Origin of the sequence: Limnoraphis robusta BA-68 BA1 (assembly GCF_034932365.1) — a bacterium.
Lineage (GTDB): Bacteria > Cyanobacteriota > Cyanobacteriia > Cyanobacteriales > Microcoleaceae > Capilliphycus > Capilliphycus robustus.
Genome location: NZ_JAYGHR010000071.1, coordinates 75,477 through 95,761, shown reverse-complemented (window position 1 = coordinate 95,761; position 20,285 = coordinate 75,477). Strand labels below are relative to the sequence as shown.

Annotated in this window: 12 protein-coding genes; 7 read left to right on the top strand and 5 right to left on the bottom strand. The window is 41.5% G+C overall.

Annotation, left to right across the window (positions count from 1 at the left end; all coding sequences use genetic code 11):
• Window positions 1-71: 71 nt before the first annotated feature.
• The 3 genes from VB836_RS20165 to VB836_RS20155 form a co-directional block, all read right to left on the bottom strand.
• The gene (locus VB836_RS20165; RefSeq protein WP_323221956.1) at window positions 72-3,725 is read right to left on the bottom strand and encodes a hydantoinase B/oxoprolinase family protein; all 3,654 of its coding nucleotides are present in this window, start codon (window positions 3,723-3,725) and stop codon (window positions 72-74) included.
• 133 nt (window positions 3,726-3,858) lie between these two features.
• Window positions 3,859-5,079 (bottom strand): RNA-guided endonuclease InsQ/TnpB family protein, encoded by a 1,221-nt coding sequence (locus VB836_RS20160; RefSeq protein WP_323221971.1) that lies wholly within the window; start codon window positions 5,077-5,079, stop codon window positions 3,859-3,861.
• 578 nt (window positions 5,080-5,657) lie between these two features.
• Window positions 5,658-5,963, bottom strand: a complete 306-nt coding sequence (locus VB836_RS20155; RefSeq protein WP_323221954.1) for a hypothetical protein — start codon at window positions 5,961-5,963, stop codon at window positions 5,658-5,660.
• 220 nt (window positions 5,964-6,183) lie between these two features.
• Between VB836_RS20155 and VB836_RS20150 the strand changes: the two genes are divergently transcribed.
• The 4 genes from VB836_RS20150 to VB836_RS20135 all read left to right on the top strand — a co-directional run bounded on the left by VB836_RS20150 (window position 6,184) and on the right by VB836_RS20135 (window position 10,370).
• On the top strand, window positions 6,184-7,635 hold the full coding sequence (locus VB836_RS20150) for an aminotransferase-like domain-containing protein (RefSeq protein ID WP_323221952.1): 1,452 nt from the start codon (window positions 6,184-6,186) through the stop codon (window positions 7,633-7,635).
• Window positions 7,636-7,900: 265 nt separating this feature from the next.
• Window positions 7,901-9,628 (top strand): circadian clock protein KaiC, encoded by a 1,728-nt coding sequence (gene kaiC / locus VB836_RS20145; RefSeq protein ID WP_323221950.1) that lies wholly within the window; start codon window positions 7,901-7,903, stop codon window positions 9,626-9,628.
• Between the two features lie 65 nt (window positions 9,629-9,693).
• Window positions 9,694-10,041, top strand: a complete 348-nt coding sequence (locus tag VB836_RS20140; protein WP_323221948.1) for a circadian clock KaiB family protein — start codon at window positions 9,694-9,696, stop codon at window positions 10,039-10,041.
• Complete coding sequence (locus VB836_RS20135; RefSeq protein WP_323221946.1) at window positions 10,038-10,370, top strand: circadian clock KaiB family protein; 333 nt, start codon at window positions 10,038-10,040, stop codon at window positions 10,368-10,370. Before VB836_RS20140 ends, VB836_RS20135 begins: the two co-directional genes overlap by 4 nt.
• Window positions 10,371-10,393: 23 nt before the next feature.
• On the opposite strand, the gene VB836_RS20130 is transcribed toward VB836_RS20135, so the two are convergent.
• Window positions 10,394-13,705: a tetratricopeptide repeat protein gene (locus tag VB836_RS20130; protein ID WP_323221944.1), complete on the bottom strand. Its 3,312-nt coding sequence runs from the start codon at window positions 13,703-13,705 to the stop codon at window positions 10,394-10,396.
• A 374-nt stretch (window positions 13,706-14,079) separates the two neighbouring features.
• On the opposite strand from VB836_RS20130, the gene rpiA reads away from it, so the two are divergent.
• Both rpiA and VB836_RS20120 read left to right on the top strand, forming a co-directional pair.
• On the top strand, window positions 14,080-14,790 hold the full coding sequence (gene rpiA, locus VB836_RS20125; protein ID WP_046280115.1) for a ribose-5-phosphate isomerase RpiA: 711 nt from the start codon (window positions 14,080-14,082) through the stop codon (window positions 14,788-14,790).
• A 102-nt stretch (window positions 14,791-14,892) separates the two neighbouring features.
• On the top strand, window positions 14,893-16,074 hold the full coding sequence (locus tag VB836_RS20120; protein WP_323221969.1) for an aldo/keto reductase: 1,182 nt from the start codon (window positions 14,893-14,895) through the stop codon (window positions 16,072-16,074).
• A 262-nt stretch (window positions 16,075-16,336) separates the two neighbouring features.
• Here VB836_RS20120 and glcD read toward each other — a convergent pair whose 3' ends face one another.
• Window positions 16,337-17,812: a glycolate oxidase subunit GlcD gene (gene glcD / locus VB836_RS20115; protein WP_323221941.1), complete on the bottom strand. Its 1,476-nt coding sequence runs from the start codon at window positions 17,810-17,812 to the stop codon at window positions 16,337-16,339.
• Window positions 17,813-18,056: 244 nt separating this feature from the next.
• On the opposite strand from glcD, the gene VB836_RS20110 reads away from it, so the two are divergent.
• Window positions 18,057-19,949, top strand: a complete 1,893-nt coding sequence (locus tag VB836_RS20110) for a serine/threonine-protein kinase (RefSeq protein WP_323221939.1) — start codon at window positions 18,057-18,059, stop codon at window positions 19,947-19,949.
• The last annotated feature ends 336 nt before the right edge of the window (window positions 19,950-20,285 follow it).

Here is a 20,285-nt window from a genome sequence, read left to right as displayed (position 1 = left end):
TAACTCACCACAAAGACACAAAGACACAAAGATTATTTTTCAAGTTTTCTCGGTGTCTTTGTGTTTTTAATTCATGGGTTTACATCTGGGTTTCCATATCCGCCACCGCCTGGAGTTTCAATGATAAATAAATCTCCTTCGTTGATTTCAATAGTAGCGGTACTTCCCAATATTTCGACAGTTTCATCATTCCGAATAACGGAATTTTTACCGACTAAACCTGCTTCGCCTCCCGCCAGTCCAAAAGGAGGAATAATGCGATGTCCTGATAAAATACTCGCGGTCATTTTTTCGAGGAAACGAATTTTTCGAGTGATCCCGTTTCCGCCGTGATATTGACCTTTTCCGCCACTATTTGGGCGAATACTAAACTCTTCTAATAATACTGGAAATCGCCATTCTAATACTTCTGGATCGGTTAAACGAGAGTTGGTCATGTGTGTATGAACCGCATCGGTACCATTGAAGTTTTTCCCGGCGCCTGAACCGCCACAAATGGTTTCATAATATTGATGGCGATCGCTTCCAAAGGTAAAATTATTCATGGTACCTTGAGAGGCTGCCATCACGCCTAACGCACCGTATAAAGCATCAACAATAGTTTGAGAGGTTTCGACATTTCCCGCCACCACAGCCGCCGGATAACGAGGGTTCAGCATACAGCCTTCAGGGATAATAATATTCAGGGGTTTTAAACAGCCTGCATTCAGGGGAATATGATCATCAACGAGGGTTCTGAATACATACAAAACGGCTGCTTTACAGACTGCTTGGGGGGCGTTAAAGTTGCTGTTTAACTGTTGAGATGTTCCTGTGAAATCGATAGTCGCACTGCGAGTTTGTTTGTTAATTTTAATGCTAACTTTGATTTGACTACCGCCATCCATTTCATAGATAAACTCGCCATCTTTCAATACATCTATTGCCCTTCGCACGGATTCTTCGGCGTTATCCTGTACATAACTCATATAGGTTTGTACGGTTTCTAAACCGTATTGATTAACCATTTTTCTGAGTTCTTGAACGCCTTTTTCATTGGCGGCAATTTGGGCTTGTAAGTCGGCAATATTAATATCATAATTTCGGGAAGGGTAGCGTCCTGACCTTAACAACTCTAACAATTCTACCTCACAAAATTGTCCCTGATTTACCAATTTAAAGTTATCAATTAAAATCCCTTCTTCTTCAATGGTTGTACTATTTGGAGGCATTGAACCGGGGGTAATTCCACCAATATCGGCTTGATGACCCCGAGAGGCGACATAAAATAAAATCTGGTTTGAGTCTACAGCAAAAACAGGGGTAATTACCGTGACATCGGGTAAATGAGTTCCGCCATCGTAGGGATTATTTTGCATATAAACATCCCCGGGTTTTAGACTCTGTTGTTTGGCTTTTATTAAACTATTAACGCTTTCACTCATTGAACCCAAATGGACGGGAATATGGGGCGCGTTGGCAACGAGTTGACCTTGTTGATCGAAAACGGCACAGGAGAAGTCGAGGCGTTCTTTAATATTAACAGAAGCGGCTGTATTTTGTAGGGTAATTCCCATTTGTTCTGCAATAAATTGGAACAAATTTTTAAAGATTTCTAGCCGCACGGGATCGGGTTGAGAATTAGTTGAAGAATTTGAAGTCAATTTACACTGAGAATTGGAGGTTTTGAGTTTAGTTAAAACTAAATGATTTCGTTCGGTTAAGGTGACTTGCCAACTGGGTTCTATAATGTTAGTTCCTGTACCTTCGATAATAATTGCAGGGCCGATAATTGCATCTCCAGGTTGTAAATCTTCTCGCTGAAATAGGGGTGTATTTTGCCATCCTTGGGGCGTATACATTTGTACGGTTGCGATGGGTAAAGGCGGCTGGGAACGAGTGCGATAAATGAGCGCTTCAACGGGAGTTTCCATCTGTTGAATGACTTCTAAAGAAACAGATTCTGCAATTAAATCTTTCCCCTCTCGCACAAAGCCATAAATAGTTTGATGTTTGTGTTCAAACTCGGCTTTCATGGTGTGATAACTGGCAAAATTAACGGTTAGGGTGGAATCAGTTCCTTGATATTTTAAATTGACTTTTGCGGAAGTCATTTTTTCTAAATTTGCCGTTAATTCTTGTTTACATTCCCGTTCTAATTCTGTTAAAATAGTTTGAAACTGCGGGATTAATTCTTGAGTTAGGGTTGCTTCTACTGACCGTTCTCGGATTGCCCGAATATCCGCTAAACCCATTCCATAAGCTGACAAAACCCCCGCATAAGGATGAATAAATACCTGTTGAATGCCCAAAGTATCGGCAATTAAACAAGCGTGTTGACCGCCAGCACCCCCGAAACAACAAAGCGTATAGTTAGAAACATCATAACCTCGTTGTAATGAGATTTTTTTAATCGCATTTGCCATATTTTCCACTGCAATGGCAATAAATCCCGCAGCCACTTCTTCAGGAGTTCGATGATTTCCGGTTTGGGTTTGAATTTCTGTTGATAACTCTTGGAATTTTTGACGAACAATTTCCCCATCTAACGCTAAATTTCCGTCAATTCCAAACACTTTCGGAAAGAATTCGGGCTGAATTTTCCCTAACATTACATTACAGTCTGTTACGGTTAACGGCCCACCTTTGCGATAACAAGCAGGCCCAGGATTTGCCCCGGCTGACTCTGGCCCAACCCGATAACGGGAACCATCAAACCGCACAATAGAACCCCCACCTGCGGCGACGGTGTGAATAGCCATCATCGGAACTCGCATCCGCACGCCTGCAATTTCTGTTTCAAATTCCCGTTCATATTCGCCGTTAAAATGAGCAACATCAGTCGAAGTTCCGCCCATATCAAAGCTAATGATTTTCTCAAAACCTGCCCGTAAACTGGTTTGAACAGCCCCAACAATTCCCCCCGCAGGCCCGGAAAGAATGCTATCTTTTCCTTGAAAATTACGGGCATCTGTTAGGCCACCATTCGACTGCATAAACAGTAACGAAACGGGTTCACTTCCACTGTTTAACTGACTCAAAACTTGTTCGACATAACGGCGTAAAATCGGGGAAAGATAGGCATCAACAACTGTTGTATCGCCTCGACTAATCAGCTTCATTAACGGACTGACTGCGTGAGAAACGGAGATTTGAGAAAAGCCGATTTTTTGGGCAAGTTCAGCGATTTGTTGTTCGTGTTTGGGGTAACGATAGCCATGTATTAAAACAATGGCACAACTCCGAATTCCGGTATCGTAAGCGGCTTGTAAATCGGTTTGTAGCGAGGAAAGATCAACCGCTTTTAATTCATTCCCTGAAACATCATAACGTTCATTGACTTCAACAACTTTTTCATAGAGCATTTCCGGCAAAATAATCTCACGGGCAAAAATATCGGGGCGATTTTGATAGCCGATTCTTAACGCATCTTTAAACCCTTTTGTAATCACTAAAACTGTGCGATCGCCTTTGCGTTCAAGCAGGGCATTTGTCGCGACGGTGGTTCCCATTTTGACTTCAGAAATCCGATGGCTGGGAATGGGTTCATCGGGAGATAATTCTAAGATTTCTCGAATCCCTTGAATGGCTGCATCTTGATAGCGTTCGGGATTTTCTGAGAGGAGTTTATGGGCGAGTGTTTGACCTGATGAAGTTCGGGCGACAATATCAGTAAAAGTACCCCCCCGATCAATCCAAAATTGAAATTTATCTGTATTTTCTGAGTTTGATGTAGTCTGAGTCATGTCGTTTTTTCCTCAAATCAATTACACGGAACAGCTATGTTTTACTAGATTGTATCCTCACTCCTCTTATGCACGGATTGAAATTGACTAGGATTGACATCCTCTCCGCCGTAAACGACGGAGATTCCAAACATCACTGTTTGGGTTTCCTCTTTCGTCGAGTTGACTTACTCAACTGGGTTTCCCCACTTAAGCAGAGATCAGTCTCTCGGGAGGCGTTGATTTCCATCTGCCCGACGGTATTTGATAGCTGTTTTAATGCAGATTTTAGAATGTTTTTGGCGGCGTTTTCATCCCGGTCTGCTACATACCCACAGTGAGGACATTTATGAGTTCTCGTACTGAGAGTTTTGACAACCTTTTCACCGCAATTTGAGCAGTTTTGAGAAGTATATGCGGGTTCAACAGCAATCACTGTCACCCCATAAATTCTCCCAAAATACTCTAACCATTCTCTAAACCTGTACCAAGCCGCATCGTTAATTGATTTGGCTAAATGATGGTTTTTCACCAAATTGCGTATCCGTAGGTTTTCTATCGCTACCAAGTCGTTAGACTGTATGACGTGTTGGGCCTGTTTACAAACCCAATCGTTACGCCTGCGTGAAACCTTAAGATATTTTCTACCTAAACGATTTCTGGCTTTTGAGCGGTTTTGACTTCCCTTTTTTGTTCGAGATAACCGACGTTGCAGCTTTTTAATTCGTCGCTCATCTTTTCTTAGAAAACGGGGATTCTCTACCTGTATCCCGGTGGAATCTGTGTAGAAATGGTTTAAACCGACATCCAAACCTGTTTGTTTGTTACTGAGTTCTTTGTTTTCCTCTCTGGTATGATCGATTAAAAATTGAGCATAATACCCATCGTGTCTTCTAATCACTCTAACCCGTTTAATTTGTTGGAGTTGATAGAAGTGTAAATCTCGGCTACCCCAAAGTTTAAATGTACCTGCTTGAAACTTATCAGAAAACGTTAAATAACGTCTATCCTCTGAAAGCACCCAACCCGATGTTTTGTACTCAACAGATGCTCGAACTTGGTACTTTTTAAACTTTGGGAATCCTTTTCTACCGGATATTTTTTGCCGACAATTCTTATAGAACCTCTCAATGGATGCCCATGCTCTTTCTGCGTGGGCTTGTCGAGCCATAGAATTGAGTTGGTTTACCCAGGGAAAACTCGGGTTGTCTGACAACAGTTTGCAGTAGGTATAAGCATCGTTACGACTTTTGATTTGACCGTCTATCCATGCTTTAATGATGCTGTTGCGAACAAAGCGACCAGTACGGATAGCTTCGTCTAACCTTTTGTACTGGGCTTTTGTTCCTTGTAGCTTCATTTCATAGACAATCATGTCTATCATTGTTGCACCACGATAAGTTATTGTAGCATACAATAATCCGTCGTGAACGACGGGGCTTTAAACCTGTTTTTTATTGGTAACGACTTAGAGGATCGGACTATAATTAATGATTTGCTTTAATTGATCATCAGGTTGAAATGACGAACAGTTTAACTTTATTAAGTCCTCTAGGGTGGGTTGAGCAAGCTTATTTGTGGGATGAATAAATTGAGGTGAACCCGCCTGTGGGTTTTTGAGACAAGGCTTGTAATCTATTTCCGGTTCTGAGTTTTATTCCACTTTTCCCGATATTGTAAGGGCGTGGCGATCAAGTCGCCGTAATTTTTACTAAATCTCCAGAATTGATGAATGAGATTTAATAGGATCTGTAGGTTTTGAACGGATTTCGAGTCAAGGGTGTTGGTTTTGAAGTCATAGATTAGCATAAAATCTCCAAAGATGATGATTAGCTCTTATTATTAGTTAATGAGAATAGCGCTCGTATGAGGTACAAACCAGAAACCCGGTTTCTGCTAGAAACCGGGTTTCTACCCACTGTTTTTCTGTCAAATCCTTTTATGATAAAGGTTTCAATTCTGTCTCCTGTCTCCTGTCTCCTGACTTCTGCTATAATAGCGTTGTTCTAGCCAAATTCTTAGTTCCTCCTCACTGAAAAATTCTTTGGAACGTTGGGTTTGCGGATCGTAAACGTGCCAAATTAAAGTTTGATCTCGTCTTTGAGTTTGCCAAATTTTGGGTTCTGAACTGCCGACTAAAAATCGGAGAATAGCTTGAGTGAGACGAACTAATATTTTAGCAAGTTTTCGCTCAAAGTTGTGGCTCTTTGAAACGAAATCAAAAGACGGTAAAGATCTGGAATTTGCAGTGGTTTTCATGGCAATTACTCCTCAGTTAATTTTCATCTACATCCTGAATATTTTTAGAGTTTTAACTCCTGTTATTGCTGATTATCATCATGCCGAACTTAGCGGCAATAAAACAGAGGCAGTTATAATTATTTGTAACCATAACAGTTTTAACTTTAAGTAACTGTTATGCGAGTAAACGGTTAGAACTGTATTGATCACTATCTTGAGAGCCTCACACTTGACCGCTATGAACCTCAAACCTCTGGAAAAATCAGATCGCACCAACTTGTATGAACAAGTCGCCTATCGCGTCCAGTCCCTCATAGAAGAAGGCACGCTGCAACCGGGCGATCGCATTCCCTCGGTCAGACGGATGCACAAACAGATGAACGTCAGCATCTCGACGGTGTTAGAAGCCTATCGCCTCCTCGAAGATCGGGGTTTTATTGGGGCGCGTCCCCAGTCGGGTTATTTTGTCAAACAAACCTCTTTGTTGTCTTATCGCGATGAACCGAAGCCTTCCACGCCTCCCCGTCGCATTTATCAGGTGGACAGCTCGATCGCGTTTCGGATCAACGTCGCCCTGCGAGATCCGAGTATTATCCGTTTAGGGGCGGCGGTGGCTGATCCTCAACTGTTTCCTATCAAAGCCCTCAACCGTTTAATGGGACAGGTGATGCGCCAGTACCCTGAAGTTTGTCACGCCTATGATCCGCTTCCGGGTTGCGAACCGCTTCGTCACGAAGTCGCCCGTCGTCTGATGGATGCGGGTTGTTCGATCACGCCTGAACAGATATTGGTGACAAATGGCACGACAGAAGCGCTTTATTTGTCTTTACGGGCGGTGACTAAACCGGGAGATACAGTAGCCATTGAGTCGCCTTGTTATTATGGCTTATTAGAAATTTTAGAATCGTTGCATTTACAAGCATTAGAACTGCCAACTCATACCCGAGAAGGGTTAATTCTTGAAGAATTAGAAGCCGCACTTCAACAAGGAAATATTGCCGCTTGCGCTGTCGTTTCTAATTTTAGTAATCCTTTAGCAAGTTGTATGAGTGATCACAAGAAAAAGCAATTGGTAGAAATTTTAGAACGGTATGATGTGCCGTTGGTGGAAGATGATGTTTATGGAGATTTAGGCTTTGAGGGAAATCGTCCGAAAGCGATTAAAGCTTTTGATCGCAAGGGATTAGTGTTGTATTGTGCATCTTGCAGTAAAACATTATCTCCCGGTTTGCGCGTAGGTTGGGCGGTTCCGGGTCGTTATCAAACGGAAATTGAACAGCTAAAATTGATTACGAATATTAACACCGCTCCGGTCAATCAACTTACAATCGCTGCTTTTTTATCCAATGGAGGCTATGATCGCCACCTCCGACAATTGCGGCGTTCTTATCAAGAAAAAGTGATCAGAATGACGCAAGCGATTTATGAATATTTTCCCGATGAAACCAAGGTAACTCGACCAACGGGCGGTCATGTTTTGTGGGTTGAATTGTCGCCAAAATTTGATTCAATGCTCCTTTATCATCAGGCTTTTCAGCATAAAATTAGTATTGCCCCTGGTGCGATTTTTTCGGTTTCAGGAAGTTATCAAAATTGCTTCCGTCTCAACTGTGGAATACCCTGGTCATATCAACTCGAACAGGCGATGAAAACGTTAGGTCGTTTGATTGATCGGCAATTGCACGATTGAGTTTCAATTCACAATAATTTCACAAAACTTATAGAGTCGGTGAAGTTGAACACCTGAAACCTTGAGTGCTACTGTGTTTGACCCACCGACTTTTTTGAGAAAATCCTAAAGTTTATCTCAGAAATTTTTCGGGCTGGATGATATTTTTGCGGAAGCTAGCTAGAATAGAATAGAATAGAAGGTCTATCTTTCATAAACTTTGGGAAAGCATGAAAAATGCTGTTGATTTTAAAATCGTTAAATTAGGGATTGAAAAAGCTTTAGTATGCTCGAACTTAATCGTCAAATTCCATCACCACAAAAAGAACTGCCCAAGTGTTCGACAGGCATCAATGGATTAGATGAAATTACTCTGGGCGGACTGCCAAAAGGACGGCCAACTCTGGTTTGTGGTACGGCGGGTTGCGGTAAAACCTTGTTAGCAATGGAGTTTTTGGTGCGGGGTGCCGTTCAATACAATGAACCGGGCGTGTTTATGGCCTTTGAAGAAACAGCTCAAGAATTGACTGAAAACGTCGCTTCTCTGGGTTGGGATTTAGACCAACTGACGGCGGAAAATAAAATCAGTATTGACTATGTTCACATCGACCCCGAAGAAATTCAAGAAGTCGGCGAATATGATTTAGAAGCTTTATTTATTCGCTTAGGTTGTGCGATTGATCTCATCGGTGCCAAACGGGTTGTTCTCGATACGATTGAAGTCTTGTTTGCTGGACTGTCTAATACTGCGATTATCCGAGCGGAATTACGACGGTTATTTCGCTGGCTGAAAACCAAAGGAGTCACCGCAATTATCACTGGAGAACGGGGCGATAATAGTCTGACTCGACACGGTTTAGAAGAATATGTTTCTGACTGCGTGATCAGACTCGATCAGCGTATCCAAGAGGAAGTCTCAACTCGTCGCTTACAAATTATTAAATATCGAGGTTCTTGTCACGGAAGCAATGAATATCCGTTTTTGATCAATCAAAATGGCATTTCGGTTTTGCCGATTACTTCTGTCGGTTTGGAACATGAAGTTTCTAATGAACGAATTTCAAGCGGAATTCCTCGTTTGGATGCCATGCTCGGAGGAGAAGGCTATTTTCGAGGAAGTAGTATTCTGATTACAGGCACCGCCGGAACCGGAAAAACCACTCTCGCCGCCCATTTTGCTCAAGCCGTTTGTAGCCAGGGAGAACATTGTCTGTATATTGCTTTTGAGGAAGCGCCAAAGCAAATTATCCGTAACCAGCGTTCTGTGGGTGTTGATTTAGAACCTTTTGTTGAAAAAGGATTACTGACATTCAAGGCTGAACGTCCCACAGCTACAGGTTTAGAGTTGCATTTAGTTACATTGTACCGCCTGATTCATCAAGTCAAGCCCAGCGTTGTGATTATTGATCCGATGAGTAATCTGACGATGAGCGGAACGTTAACACAAGCTAAAGCTTTTTTATTCCGTTTGATTGACTTTTTCAAGAGCAAACAAATCACGGTTTTATTGACGAATTTAATTGCCGGTGGCAATCCTCTTGAGTTTACTGAAATTGGCGTTTCATCCTTGATGGATACTTGGTTAGAAGTACGGATGATTGAAACCAATGGTGAACGAAATCGTCTGCTTTATGTGTTGAAATCTCGGGGGATGGAACACTCCAATCAAATGCGAGAAATGCTGTTAACGAAGCAGGGAATTCAACTGAGTGATGTGTATTTAGGGCAAGGTCAGGTTCTGACTGGAAGCGCTCGCACCATTCAAGAGGCTCAAGAAAGAGCAAATAAATTGGCTCGGAAGCAGGAGTTTGAACGTAGACAGAGAGAACTAGAGCGTCAACAAGTGATAGTCCGATCAAAAATTGAAGCTCTGCAAGCTAAACTGGAGGCGGAACAAGAAGAACTAGATTTGATGATGCAGTATGAACAATGTTCACAAGATCTATTGTTCCAAGACAGAATAACAATGGCGAAAAGGCGTCAAGCCGATGAACAAATCAGTTGGGAGAACTAAGTTTTAAAGTTCTGATTTTGTGGATAACTTTATAGATTTCGCAGGAATAATTACCAATTAAATTGATGGAAAACGTGGAAAGTTACGAGCCAGTTAAAGCCCTAGCTTCCAATGATCATTGGGAGTTTAAACTCTATGTTGCTGGACATACAGATCGTTCAATAAAGGCGTTTGAAAATTTGAAAAAAGTTTGTGAGGAATATTTGAGGGAGCAATATAACATTGAAGTGATTGATTTGTTAGAAAATCCCCAGATAGCCAAACAAGATCAAATTATTGCTTTGCCCACTTTAGTGAGAAAACTGCCGACACCTTTTAAGAAGATTATTGGAGATCTGTCTAACAAAGAAAAGATTTTAGTGGGATTAGAAATTCATAAAGTTTATACAAATCAAGGCGGTGATAAGCTATGAAAGAAAAGTCTACTGAAAACTCTATTGAAGCCTTCGAGAAAGTTTTAATTGAAAAAAGAGAGGAACATTACAGCTTGCGTTTGTATATTGCGGGAACAACCTTACAGTCTGCGATCGCCCTGAAAAATCTTAAAAAGATTTGTGATGAATATCTAGCAGGACGACATGAATTAGAAGTGATCGACATTTATAAACAGCCCGAATTGTTACAAGCTGAAAATATTGTTGCGGTTCCTACACTGATTAAAGCTTTACCTGAACCCTCTCAACGAATGATCGGCAATTTATCAGATAAAGAAAAAGTTCTCATGGGTTTAGGTTTGATTTAAAATTCAGTCTTAAGAAAGAGAACTTAGTGACTTTCAAAGCGTAATTTTTCAAACACCTTATACATTTCTTGAGCTAACTTTTTCGGATTCCATAGGGGTGCTAATTTTTCCGGTTGTTTTGACCCAATTAAATGCTCTCTAATTTGAGTTCTCAAATTTGCATCCCTTCCTAATTTTATCCCGATTTCTGTGTATTCTTCCCAACTCCAAGCGATACCTTGATCCAGATTAACTGCTTGTAAAAAAGCATAACCCATGCGAGAAAGATATTGTTCACCTGCTCTCGTTAAAATCGGTAAATTTGACCACAAGGCTTCTAAATTGTGAGTTCCACCGTTGTAAGGATAGGAGTCTAATAAAACATCAACAACTTGATAAATCGCCCGATGTTCTTCCTCTGTTTTAGTTAATCCAATAAACAGAATCCGATTAAAATCTACGCCTTGTTCTTCACAAGCTTGATGATACATTTCTCGAATTAAAAGATGATCGCCTTGACCTTTACGAATCATTAAACTATCCGGTACAGCTTTCATTATTTTAACTTGTGCTTCAATCATTTCAAAGTTCGTTTTTCGACCGGGAGCCACACATAAATAAACCAGTTTATCTGCATCAATTCCAAGCTGTTTTCTAATGATATTTCGATTCACTTGATGACTCGATAATCCTGAAATCGCCACCGAAGTTTCCGGTAAGCGAATTAATTTTTCACGATAATGTTGTTCTCGTCCTGCTGGGTGAGTATTCCAGTCACAGAGAAAATAGTGTTTATCGGTGATATAAGGGGCATCAAAACCCAGCCAAGTTAGACATACGGGAGCGGGTGAATAATTTAAAATCTGTACGTTTGCGGGGACAGTTACGGAGTCTAAATCGATTAAAATATCAATTTGATCCTGTGAAATTTCTTGGGCTAATTCTTCGGCAGAAGCAAAGCCATTCGGATAGGACTTAGGCCAGTATAATTTATGGGCGATTTGTTCAAATTTTTGGGTGATTGCATCGGCTTGTAATCGTCCGCTTACATACAGATGAACATGGGGTGTAATTGCTGATAATTCCCGAATAATAGCTTCACTACACCAACCGACAGAGTGACGACGAAAGTGTTTGGAAATAAAACCTATTTTTAAAGCGTTCGGTGATAAACTTGCCGGATTTTCAACAATTTTTAACGGTTGTAGCACTCGTCTTTGATAATATTCAGCCGCGATGAGTTTATAGAGATTGGCATTATCAACTAAAGCATCTCGCACATGAGAAACAATAAAAATTAAAATTTCATACAGTAGATTCACTTCAAATAGGGAGAAGGTTTTGATGCGTTCCTGACAAATTATTTCAAGTTCTATGAGTTTTGTAAGTGATTGTTGACAAGCCCCGGATTGAGTATAAGCAAAAATATAAGCAATGGCTGATAAAACCGGAACTTTTTCACCGCATTGTTGACAATATTGATCAGCCGCTTTTCGGGCTTTCGTCAGATTTGTTGAATGACTAAGAAGATCACAAAGTTGTTGATGGGCTTCAATATAGTTGGGGTTAAGTTCAATCGCTTTTTCTAGGTTTTTAATTGCGGCTTGGGGTTGATCTTGCTTTTGAATATGGGCTAAACGACAGTATATTTCTGCCCAGTCTGGTTTAATTTTTATCGCTTGTTCGTAATTTTTAATGGCTTGTTCAACTTGACCCGCACCCGAATAAAGATTCCCTAAACTTGCATAAGCTTCTGAAGTATCTGGCTGAACTTGTAGCAAAGTTTGATAACAGTTCATCGCTTCTGGGGTGCGCCCTAAATTAACTAAAGCAAAGCCTAGATTTAAATATAAATCTGGATGATGAGGATTGAGTTTAATTCCGGTTTTCAAGCATTGAATTGCGGCTTCATAATTTTTTTGTTCGGAGTAGAGACACCCTAAATTAACATAGGCTTCCGCTTCATTGGGTTGGATTTCTAAGGCTTTTTGATAGCAGGAAATAGCTTCTGTAAATTTTTTCTGATTTTTGAGAAGATTACCTAATTCAACCTGTAGTTTTGCCCCTCTCAAGTTCGGTTGAATTTCTAAGGCTGTTTTCCAACATGAAGCGGCTTCATCCAGTCTTCCCAAACGTTGAAAAATCTTTCCTAAATTCCAATGGACAACGGTGAGATTGGGTTCTAATTCCAGGGCTTTTTGATAATCAGCGATCGCTTCATCTATTCGATCAAGTTTGGCGTACATTGTGCCGCGATTTCCATAGATTTCCGCTAAGTTTTCCTGAAGTTCTAATGCTTGAGAATAGGCGCGAATTGCCGCTTCTAGTTTGCCTTGAAAGTAGAGTGAATTGCCTAATGTAACGTAAGCGGGTAGAAAATTAGGTTGTATTTTTAAAGCTTGCTGACAAAGGGCGATTGCTTCTTCAAATTGACCTTGATTACAATATAAATTCGCTTGAGATCGATAGGCTTGTAAGTCGGGAAAATTGCTATACGATAACTCAAACGGTTCTGTATTTTCAACAAAAATTTCTTCTGTTGTCGCTGGAGTTGAGTGACGGCTTGGTTCGGGTTCTGTTGCTTCTGATAACGGACTCGCTAAGTCAACGCCGCCTTCTTCAAATTGTTCATTAGACTCAGAAAGAAAGGTTAAACTTGTGAGATTATCTGCAAAGTTAGAAGGAACAGAAGCTTGAGTCAATTGAGCGAGTGCATCAATAGCTTCTGAACAATCGGGTTGTAATCTAATAATTGTTTGATAATAAGAGATAGCTTGTATTTTTTGACCCTTGTCTGCTAAAATATAAGCAAGCTTTAAGTAAAATTTAGCTTGTTTTGGTTCCAGGTAAATTGCTTTTTGAAAACAGGAAATCGCTTGTTCGAGTTGATGCGTTTGATAAAAAGCATTACCCAACATCCAGTAAATAACAGCCGCATCCGGTTGAAGCGAAATGGCCTGTTGATAACAGTGAATCGCTTCTGAAAAACGCCCTAAATGGTAATACATACTGCCCAGGTTAGCACGGGCTTCTGTGAAGTTGGGTTGTAGATCCAACGCTTGAGTATAAGCCCAAATTGCCAAGTCAATTTGATTTTGTTGTTGGAGGATATTACCGAAGCTTAAATAAGCAACAGCAAAATTGGGCTGAAGATTGATAGCCGTTTGAATCGCTTTTATTCCCGCTTCCAACTGCCCATTTAAAACCAAGACTTCCGCCAATTTCTGATAAATTTTGGGTTGATGGGGAGTCATTTTCAGGGCTTGCTGATAAGAGGCGATCGCCTCTTCAAAGTTCCCCGCTTCTTGAAACTCAATTCCGGTTTTAAAACAAGTCTCAACTGATGAAAAATTCACACAAAACTCCTTGATTTAAGCGTTGTCTATTGAAAATTACAGTCAGATTTGATCTACTTTAATAATTGTGGTAGGATACCGATGAGATTGTCAAAAAGATAAATTAGGGTCAGATGAGATGACCCTATATTTTGCAATCTTCTGAGAAATCATGGAGAATAGCCAAGTTAAGTCCATTTTTAGACGAGTCGCAAATTGGGTAAGCATGAGATTTGTCAATTTGATGGTAACACCTTGAGAATTCACCCTCAAAGTTGCAATTTAAACCGATCTACTATTCTAGAATGCACCTAACGCGCTAAAGTAAACAGGGGGTAATTAAAATTTTAATTGCCAATTGTCCAAAAACGACTCTAAATTTAGGAATCATCAACATGAGCGAACAAGATCCTGTTAAATTAATGAAACAGCAAGTCGGAAAAGCCGCCGCCGATCGCGTCCAGTCCGGTTCAATTGTCGGATTGGGTACGGGGTCAACCACAGCCTACACCCTTCAGTATTTAGGAGAACGTATTCAAAGTGGAGAACTCAAAGATATTAAGGGCGTTCCGACTTCATTTCAAGCCTCTGTACTTGCCAAACAATATGGCATTCCACTCGTCACATTAGATGACATTGATCACATGGATATTGCCATTGATGGCGCCGATGAAGTTGATCCAAATAAGAACCTCATTAAAGGCGGAGGAGCGGCGCATACTCGCGAAAAAATAGTCGATACTTTAGCCGATCTATTTATCGTGGTTGTGGATAGTTCTAAACTGGTTGATAAACTCGGATCAACATTTTTACTACCTGTAGAAGTGATGCCTTTAGCCATTACTCCCGTGATGCAAAAAATCGAAAAATTAGGCGGAAAACCTACCCTACGAATGGGCGTTAAAAAAGCAGGGCCAGTGATTACCGACCAAGGAAATATGGTAATTGATGTCAAGTTTGACTCCATTGATAACCCCGCAGAATTAGAAAAAACCCTCAATAATATTCCCGGTGTATTAGAAAATGGTTTGTTTGTGGGCGTTGCTGACGTGATATTAGTCGGAGAAATCAAAGACGGAAAACCCTTAGTCCGCGAAATTTCTTAAGTTTTCTCACCGTTCGGAGGCGTTCCGGCCGAACGTCTCTGTATGGATTAAAATGGAATAGATAAACTGGAAAATAAAGTCGTTAGTCCTCTCATTCCTATGATGTATTATAGACGATTTGGACGTACAGAATTGCCGATGCCTGTATTCTCTTGTGGAGGAATGCGGTATCAGCACAAATGGCAAGATATTCCAGCCGATCAAATTCCAATTGAGAATCAAAAAAATCTAGAAGCGACCATTCATCGTTCTCTCGAATGTGGGATTAATCACATTGAAACGGCTAGGGGATATGGAACTTCCGAAATGCAACTCGGGCAAATTTTACCTAAATTTCCCCGTGAACAATTGATTGTTCAAACCAAAGTTTCTCCCACTAAAGACCCCAAAGAATTTCGCCGTGAATTTCATCAATCTTTGGCTTTTTTGCAGTTAGATTATATCGATTTATTGGGGATTCATGGTATTAATACTCCCGAGACACTCGACTGGACAATTCGACCCGGTGGTTGTCTTGATGAAGCCCGAAAATTTCAAGATCAAGGCAAAGTAAGGTTTATTGGTTTCTCCACTCATGGGCCGACTGATGTGATTACAAAAACCATAGAAACCGATCAATTTGATTATGTAAACCTGCATTGGTATTATATCAATCAGTTAAACTGGCCTGCCATTGAAGCCGCAACTCGCCATGATCTTGGGGTATTTATTATTAGTCCCTCAGACAAAGGTGGAAAACTCTATAACCCGCCTAAAAAATTGGTTGAACTTTGTTCACCGTTGAGTCCAATGGTGTTTAATGACTTGTTTTGTTTGAGTCATCCCTCAGTGCATACCTTGAGTATTGGGGCTTCTAAACCCACTGATTTTGATGAACATTTAAAAACGATTAATCTATTATATCGATATGATGAAATTTTACCTCCCATTTTAGAACGCTTAGAACAAGAGGCGATCGCATCTTTAGGAAAAGATTGGTTTAAAACTTGGCAAATAGGCTTACCCACCCCTGAAAATACGCCCAATAACATCAATATTCCCGTTATTTTATGGCTGCGAAATTTGGCGATCGCTTACGATCTGGTAGAATACGGAAAAATGCGGTATAATTTATTAGGAAATGGGGGTCATTGGTTCCCCGGAAAAAACGCCGCTACTGTTGAAGAAGTTGATTTAAAAGACTGTTTGGCAAATAGCCCCAACGCTGACAAAATTCCTACTTTATTAGCAGAAACTCATCAGATGTTAGGGGGAGGAGAAGTTAAGCGGTTATCTCAAAGTTAAACCTAATTTTTTTACCTCTCCCTAACCCTCTCCTACGAGGAGAGGGAACCGGAAAAATTCCCCCTCGCCTAACCCCCCACCCCCCTTTTATCCCCCCTAGCCCCCCTTAAAAAGGGGGGAATAAGAGGAAGGAATAGGCTTAAAAGTCCCCCGTATAAATCAAAGCGAAGCTTCCTTTGGCTTCCCCCTTATTAAGGGGGACGGGAGGGGGATTGGGGGATTTAGGGGGATTCTTTTCAAGGGGGATTTAGGGGGATTATTTTTAATAAACCTCAGCCCCTTCAAACTGTTTCACATTCTGAACTTTCGCAGATTCTCCACAGGTTCGAGGCGTAGGAAATAGCTTTCCGGGGTTAGCTAAACCCTTAGAATTAAACACCTCTCGCACCCATTTCATCGTTTCTAAATCCGTTTCATTAAACATTTCCGGCATATAACAACTCTTGTCCGAACCTATGCCATGTTCCCCCGAAAGACTTCCCCCAACTTTCACACAAATCTTGAGAATTTCTCCGCCAATTTCTTCAACAACTTCTAACGCCCCTTTAACAGAATTATCATACAAAATCAACGGGTGAAGGTTGCCATCTCCCGCATGAAATACGTTAGCAATTCGATAACCATATTTCTCACTCAAAGCCTCAATTTCTTTCAAAACATAAACCATTTGAGTACGCGGAATTACCCCATCCTGCACATAATAATCCGGGCTAACATGACCTGCTGCTGCAAACGCTGCTTTCCGTCCTTTCCAAATTTTTTGGCGTTTTTCTGGGTCAGAAGCTACTGTAATATTACGCGCCCCGTTGTTTTTACAAATCTCCGCAACTCGTTGTTTATTTTCCGCGACTTCGACTTCTAAACCGTCAACTTCAACTAACAAAATCGCCCCGGCATCTCGCGGATAAAGCCCCGTATTCACAACATCTTCAACCGCATTAATACTGAGATTATCCATGATTTCCATTCCCCCTGGAATAATCCCCGCACTAATAATATCAGAAACCGACGCCCCTGCCGCTTCTATGGTGGGGAAATCTGCCAATAAAACACAAATATTTTCTGGGGCTTTGAGAATTCTTAACGTGATTTCTGTGGCTATTCCTAACGTTCCTTCCGAACCCACAAATAAACCTGTTAAATCATATCCCGGCATTTCGGGAACTTCCCCGCCTATATCAACAATTTCACCTTCAGGCGTGACAATTTTTAAGCCTAAAACATGATTGGTTGTTACCCCATATTTCAAACAGTGAACTCCCCCAGAATTTTCCGCAACATTTCCGCCAATTGAACAAATAATTTGACTGGAAGGATCGGGTGCATAATAAAATCCCGCCCCGCTAACGGTTTGCGTTACCCAATTATTAATGACCCCCGGTTGTACGACAACTCGTTGATTTTCGAGGTCAACATTTAGGATTTTTCGCATCAACGCCGTGACAATTAAAACACAATCTTCGACGGGTAAAGCGCCTCCAGATAAGCCCGTTCCCGCCCCTCTCGCCACCCAAGGAAGATTATAGCGATCGCATATTTTCACGGCTTCGGCGACTTCTTCAGTGCTTCGAGGTAAGACAACTAAAGCGGGACGTTGGCGATAACTGGTGAGTCCATCGCATTCATAAACTAATAATTCTTCCTTGCGTTGAACCACGCCCCGTTTTCCGACTATTGCTTCAAATTGTTTAATAATCGGTTTCCAATTGTGTTTTTGTTGTTTGTCTTGGGTTAGCATTGATTTGTGTATTGATACAGTGTTTTAGTAATTGTATTATTTTAACAGCAATACATCCCAAAAACCTGCTTTATCCCAAAAACCCGGTTTCGCAGAAGTTACAAAAACCCGGTTTCTTCAAGAAACCGGGTTTTTATTGGCCAATAAAACCGCCCAATTTGGGGTATAATATTCAATGAACGCAAAAGGGTTAATTTTCAGAAAATTCGGGCAAAATAGAAATAAATAATCATTCTTCCAAACCATGAAATGCTGCATCAACCCCCAATGTCCTAAGCCGCAAAACCCCGATAACGTAATTTACTGTCAGGCTTGCGGGGTGAAAATCCCCGACCTGCTGCGGGGGCGGTTTCGCATCATTAAACTGTTGGGACAGGGGGGATTTGGTCGAACGTATTTGGCAGAAGATAATGATAAACTAAAAGAATATTGTGTGGTTAAACAGTTTGTGCCGAGCGTGCAGGGAACCGCAGCATTACAAAAAGCAATCGAACTCTTTGAACGGGAAGCCCGACAACTCCAACAACTGGGAAAACATGACCAAATTCCCACATTATCCGCCTATTTTGACGACACAAACCAGCTTTATTTAGTTCAAGAATATATTGAAGGCGAGAACTTATCAGAACTTTTAGAACAGCAAGGCGTTTGGAGCGAACAGCAAGTTAAAGACCTGTTACTCAGTTTATTACCCGTGATTGAGTTTATCCATCAAAAAAACGTCATTCACCGGGATATTAAACCCGAAAATATTATCCAGCGTCGGGAGGATGGTCAGTTTGTTCTGCTCGATTTTGGGGTTGCCAAAGAGTTATCAAAAACCGTGTTATCAACTCAAATCGGGACTCAAATCGGAGCGTTCGGTTATGCACCCATCGAACAAATGTTAGGGGGCGAAGCTTATCCTGCGAGTGATTTATTTAGTTTGGGAGCAACCTGTTTTCACCTGCTAACCGATGTACATCCCTACGAATTATTCGTCAGACAAGGTTACAGTTGGACGGGAAACTGGCGAACGTCTTTAAAGGGTTCGGTGAGTCAAGAATTGGGGAAAATTTTAGATAAGCTGTTACAAGAAAATATTGAAAATCGTTTTTCGTCCGTTGCAGAAGTTTTACAAGCGTTGAAAAATCAATCTCCAGTTTATCCTCGACCAAAACCTGTTAAAACTTCCCCGATTTCAGCATTAAAAAATAAATCTCCAGTTTCTCCTCGACCAAAACCTGTTCAAACTTCCCCGATATATTGGCAAAATCCTACTTTAATCACGACTTTAACCGGACATTCAAATGTTGTCTGGTCTGTAGCTTTCAGTCCCGATGGTCGAACCTTAGCCAGTGGGAGTTGTGACACCACGATCAAATTGTGGGATGTGCAGACTCAACGGGAAATTGCCACTCTCACCGGACATTCAGATAATGTCTCGTCTGTAGCTTTCAGTCCCGATAGTCGAACCCTAGCCAGTGGGAGTTATGACAACACGATCAAATTGTGGGATGTGCAGACTCAACGGGAAATTGCCACTCTCGCCGGAGATTTAAGTTGGATCGGGTCTGTAGCCTTCAGTCCCGACGGTCGAACCTTAGCCAGTGGGAGTTCTAACAACATGATCAAATTATGGGATGTGCAGACTCAACGGGAAATTGCCACGCTCACCGGACATTCAAAGGGGGTCGAGTCTGTAGCCTTCAGTCGGGATGGTCGAACCCTAGCCAGTGGGAGTGATGACTACACGATCAAATTGTGGGATGTGCAGACTCAACGGGAAATTGCCACGCTCACCGGACATTCTAATTATGTCTTGTCTGTAGCTTTCGGTCCCGATGGTCGAACCTTAGCCAGTGGGTGTAATGACTACACGATCAAATTGTGGGATGTGCAGACCCGACGGGAAATTGCTACTCTCACCGGAGATTCAGATAGTGTCATATCTGTCGCCTTCAGTCCCGATGGTCGAACCCTAGCCAGTGGGTGTAATGACTACACGATCAAATTGTGGGATGTGCGGACTCAACGGGAAATTGCCACGCTCACCGGACATTCACATAAGGTCTGGTCTGTCGCTTTCAGTCCCGATGGTCGAACCTTAGCCAGTGGGAGTTGTGACAACACGATTAAATTGTGGTGGGGACAGTAAAAACGTTTGTCGGGGCGGGTTCGCGTTAATGTTTATCACCTAGAAAAAACCTGAATAAACCCGCCCCCAACCTATCAATAATTCCCACCATTTGTAGGGGCGGGTTCGCGTTAATGTTTATGACCTAGAAAAAACCTGAATAAACCCGCCCCCAACCTATCAATAATTTTCGGGTTATTTTTGGGTTAAATTGTGGGGATGGGGCGGGTTTATAATAGTTTTCTGTTAGAATTCTAGTGGGGATGGGGCGGGTTTATAACAGTTTTCTGTTAGAATTCTAGCTTAACTCGAACCCGCCCCTACAAACCGCCCCTACAACTCGCTTCTACAACACGC

Bases quoted from the DNA above. Each gene is read 5' to 3' on its own strand.
- VB836_RS20150 (WP_323221952.1), top strand. From the start codon at position 6,184: ATGAACCTCAAACCTCTGGAAAAATCAGATCGCACCAACTTGTATGAA.
- VB836_RS20140 (WP_323221948.1), top strand. From the start codon at position 9,694: ATGGAAAACGTGGAAAGTTACGAGCCAGTTAAAGCCCTAGCTTCCAAT.
- rpiA (WP_046280115.1), top strand. From the start codon at position 14,080: ATGAGCGAACAAGATCCTGTTAAATTAATGAAACAGCAAGTCGGAAAA.
- kaiC (WP_323221950.1), top strand. From the start codon at position 7,901: ATGCTCGAACTTAATCGTCAAATTCCATCACCACAAAAAGAACTGCCC.
- glcD (WP_323221941.1), bottom strand. From the start codon at position 17,812: ATGCTAACCCAAGACAAACAACAAAAACACAATTGGAAACCGATTATT.
- VB836_RS20155 (WP_323221954.1), bottom strand. From the start codon at position 5,963: ATGAAAACCACTGCAAATTCCAGATCTTTACCGTCTTTTGATTTCGTT.
- VB836_RS20135 (WP_323221946.1), top strand. From the start codon at position 10,038: ATGAAAGAAAAGTCTACTGAAAACTCTATTGAAGCCTTCGAGAAAGTT.
- VB836_RS20120 (WP_323221969.1), top strand. From the start codon at position 14,893: ATGTATTATAGACGATTTGGACGTACAGAATTGCCGATGCCTGTATTC.
- VB836_RS20165 (WP_323221956.1), bottom strand. From the start codon at position 3,725: ATGACTCAGACTACATCAAACTCAGAAAATACAGATAAATTTCAATTT.
- VB836_RS20110 (WP_323221939.1), top strand. From the start codon at position 18,057: ATGAAATGCTGCATCAACCCCCAATGTCCTAAGCCGCAAAACCCCGAT.
- VB836_RS20160 (WP_323221971.1), bottom strand. From the start codon at position 5,079: ATGATTGTCTATGAAATGAAGCTACAAGGAACAAAAGCCCAGTACAAA.